This is a genomic window from Kineococcus esterisolvens (assembly GCF_050871405.1).
Classification (GTDB): domain Bacteria; phylum Actinomycetota; class Actinomycetes; order Actinomycetales; family Kineococcaceae; genus Kineococcus.
Genome location: NZ_JBJLRI010000135.1, coordinates 1 through 3432, shown reverse-complemented (window position 1 = coordinate 3432; position 3432 = coordinate 1). Strand labels below are relative to the sequence as shown.

Sequence of the window (3432 nt, the reverse complement as noted above, 5' to 3'; positions counted from 1 at the left end):
GCACGGCCCCGCTCCCCTTCCGGGAGCGGGGCCGTGCGCGTCGTGGGAGGGTCCGCAGCGGGAGCAGCGGTCGGCGAGGAGGAGGACGGGCAGTGCGTGTCGTGGTGAGCGGGGCCAGCGGCCTCATCGGCCGGCACCTGGTGCGGCACCTGCGCGACGAGGGGCACGAGGTCGTCACCCTCGTGCGTCGTGAACCGCGCAGCCCCGGCGAGGTGCGCTGGGACCCCGCGGCGGGCGAGCTGGACCCGACCGCGCTGGGCACCGTCGACGGGGCCGTGAACCTCTCCGGCGCGGGCGTCGGGGACCACCGCTGGACGCCGGCCCACAAGGACCTCGTGATGTCCTCGCGGGTGGACTCCACCCGCACGCTCGTGCGGGCGCTGCTGGCGCTGGACGCCCCTCCCGCCGTGCTGGTCAACGCCTCCGCCATCGGTGCCTACGGCGACGCCGGCGAGGCCGTGCTGACCGAGGCCTCCCCGCGCGGCACGGGCTTCCTCGCGGACGTCGTCGCACGCTGGGAGGAGGCGACCGCCCCGGCCGCCGAGGCGGGGGTGCGCGTGGCCCTGGCCCGCACCGGCCTGCTCGCCGACCCCGGTGGCGGCGCCTTCGGGCAGCTGCTCACCCTGTTCCGGCTCGGCCTGGGCGGGCGGCTGGGCGACGGCCGGCACTGGTGGAGCCTGATCTCCACGCCCGACGAGGTCGCCGCCCTGACCTTCCTCCTGCAGCGACCGGTCGCCGGACCGGTGAACCTCGCGTGCCCCCAACCGGCGCGCAACGCCGAGGTGACCCGGGCGCTGGGTCGTGCGGTGCACCGGCCCGCCGTGCTCACCGTGCCCCCTCTCGCGCTGCGCGTGGCTCTCGGCGAGTTCGCCGGCGAGGTCACGGCCAGCCAGCGGGTCGTGCCGGCCGCCCTGCTGCGGGCGGGCTTCCGCTTCCAGCACCCCGACGCCGCCGCCGTCACCGGCTGGCTCGCCGGGGCCCCCTCCACGGGCTGAACCCCACGCCGCTCACCCCACCGCCTCCACGCGCCAGGAGCCCTCGACGCGCACGAGGGTCAGGCGCGAGCGGCGCGGTGCGGTGGCCGGCACGCTCGTGGCCGAGCCGTCCTCGGCCACGACCTCGTGCGCCTGCGTGACCACGTCGGCCACCACGACCATCTGCGCCGGTCCCGCCGCCTCGACCACCACGCCCGCCACGTCGAAGCCCAGGCCCGACCAGCGGGTGCCCCCGTCGCGGACCTGTTCCAGCAGGGCGGTGTCCGCCTGCAGCGCCGGGGAGCCGGGCGCGTCCACCGCGGCGAGCGCGGCCGGGTCCAGCGCACGCAGCGCGTCGGCCCTCCGGGCGGCCAGCTCGCGCACCACGGCACCGGGGTCGTCCCCGCGCAGCACACGGTCCCCCACCTCCTGCCCCTCTTCCACCTCCGCCTCCGCCTCCGTCCTCGCTCCCGGCCAGGCCCCGGCGCCACCCGTCCCGGCCCCACCCGTCCCGCCCGTCGGAGCGGGTGCAGGCTCGGCGCCCGGGGCCACCGCAGCGGGGCCTCCCGCGGAGGCTCCTCCCGAGGCGGGGACCGCGGGCACCGGGACCGGGCTGCCCGCGGCGCCGGCCGCCGGGGCCCCGGGCCGCAGGGCGACCACGACGGTGAGCGCGGCGGCGACGGTGAGGGCGCCCGCCGCACCGGCCAGGGCCCGGCGGCGCAGCGGCCCCCCGGGCACGCCGGGGCGGGGCGGGCGCCCGGTGGCGGTGGGCCACCCCGCAGCGGTGCCCGCACCCGCGGCCGGCAGCGGCGGGACCGCCCCGGGCACGGGCCGGGTCACCGGCGCGACGGGGGCGGTCGCGCCGGTGACGCGCGCCGCTCCCCCCGCGGAACCCGCGCCGTGCCGCCGCGAGGGCTCGGTCGCCGACCAGCCGCGCGAGGCCGCCACCCGCACCGGCCGGGGCTGCGCGCAGCCGGCCGCGGCCTGGGCCAGCTCCCCGGGCGTCGGGCGCCGGGAGGGCTTGCGCTGGAGCCCCTCGCGCAGCACCGCGAGCAGTTCCGCGGACGTGCCGGCAGGCAGCTGCGCCCCGGCGCGGCGGGCCGCACGACGGGTGGCTCCCGCGCCCCGGACCGGGGGCACCTGGCCCGTCAGCGCCCACCACGCCACGGCCGCGAGGCCGTAGACGTCCGCGGCGGCGCCCGCGTCCTCACCGGCCACCACCGCGGGGTCCGCGAACCCCGGGGTGCCCAGCACGCTGCCGTGCCGGCGGCCCATCGCCCGCGCGAGCCCCAGGTCCGCGAGCAGCGGCTCCCCGCGGGCGTCGAGCAGGACGTTGCCCGGCGCCAGGTCCCCGTGCACCACGCCGGCGGAGTGCAGCTCCTCCAGCGCGGGGCCCAGCACGGACAGCAGGCCCACCACCTCCGCCGCTCCCAGCCGGCGGCGCTGCCGCAGGACCTGCGCGAGGCTGCCGCCGGGCGCCAGGTCCAGCACGAGCACGGGGTTGCCCGCCTCGTCCCGGGAGATGTCGTGCACGGCCACCACGCGCGGGTGCCGCACGCGCCGCAGCAGGCTCAGCTCGTGCAGCGGGTCCGCCGGGCCGGTGGCGTCGGAGGCGCCCGGGGTGCCCGTCACCGGCTGCAGGACCTTCAGCGCGCGCAGCACCCCGTCGGGTCCGGCGCCTGCCCAGACGACTGCCGAGCCGCCCGCCCCCAGCAGGTGCCGCACCTCGTAGCCGTCGACGCGCGGCGGCCGGCGCCGAGGGTCCTCCCCGAGCGCGGCGAGGGCGGCCCGGCGGGCCTCGCGCACCGCTCCCGCCGCGCCGTCCCGCGCGCCGCCCCGGTCCCCGCCCGGAGCGGTGTGCCGGCCGCGGCGCACCGAGCGCACACCCTCGACGGGCTCGCCGGAGGGGCTGTGGACGGGGTCACCGGGCAGGGCGTCGTCGAGGGGCACGCAGGACAGGGAACCGCAGACGGCGGGATGGCCGCGCCCGTCATCCACAGCCTCGATACGCTCGGGAGGTGATCCCCAGCGCCACCTCCCTCGACCGGTCGGACCCCCTGCCCCCGGCGATCCCGTCGGGGAAGGCGTCGCCGTCCCCCTCCGTGCCCTCCCCGCCGCTGCCGCCCAGCGCGGACGTCGTCGTCGTGGGCGCCGGGCTGGCGGGCCTGGCCTGCGCCCGGCACCTGAGCGCGGCGGGCCTGCAGGTGGCCGTGGTGGAGGCCTCCGACGGCGTGGGCGGCCGGGTCCGCTCCGACGTCGTGGACGGCTTCCGCGTCGACCGCGGCTTCCAGCTCGTCAACCCCGCCTACCCCGAGCTGCACAAGGTGCTCGACGTCGCCGCGCTGCGGCTGCAGCCGTTCGACGCCGGGGTGGGGGGGGGGCGGGGCGGGGGGGGGTGGGCGGGCGCCGCCCCCCGCCCCCCCCCGCCCCGCCGCCGGGCGGGGGTGCGCGTCGCCCC

Annotated in this window: 3 protein-coding genes; 2 read left to right on the top strand and 1 reads right to left on the bottom strand. The window is 80.7% G+C overall.

Annotated features, from left to right (window positions below):
- The first annotated feature begins 92 nt into the window (after nt 1–92).
- Nucleotides 93–995, top strand: coding sequence for a TIGR01777 family oxidoreductase (locus ACRYR8_RS21025; protein WP_432486161.1), 903 nt, complete (start codon nt 93–95; stop codon nt 993–995).
- Nucleotides 996–1007: 12 nt separating this feature from the next.
- Here ACRYR8_RS21025 and ACRYR8_RS21020 read toward each other — a convergent pair whose 3' ends face one another.
- Complete coding sequence (locus tag ACRYR8_RS21020) at nt 1008–2924, bottom strand: protein kinase domain-containing protein (RefSeq protein WP_432486160.1); 1917 nt, start codon at nt 2922–2924, stop codon at nt 1008–1010.
- A gap of 167 nt (nt 2925–3091) precedes the next feature.
- Here ACRYR8_RS21020 and ACRYR8_RS21015 point away from each other — a divergent pair.
- Nucleotides 3092–3432, top strand: a 341-nt coding sequence (locus tag ACRYR8_RS21015) for an FAD-dependent oxidoreductase (RefSeq protein WP_432486215.1), incomplete at its 3' end; no start/stop codon positions are given.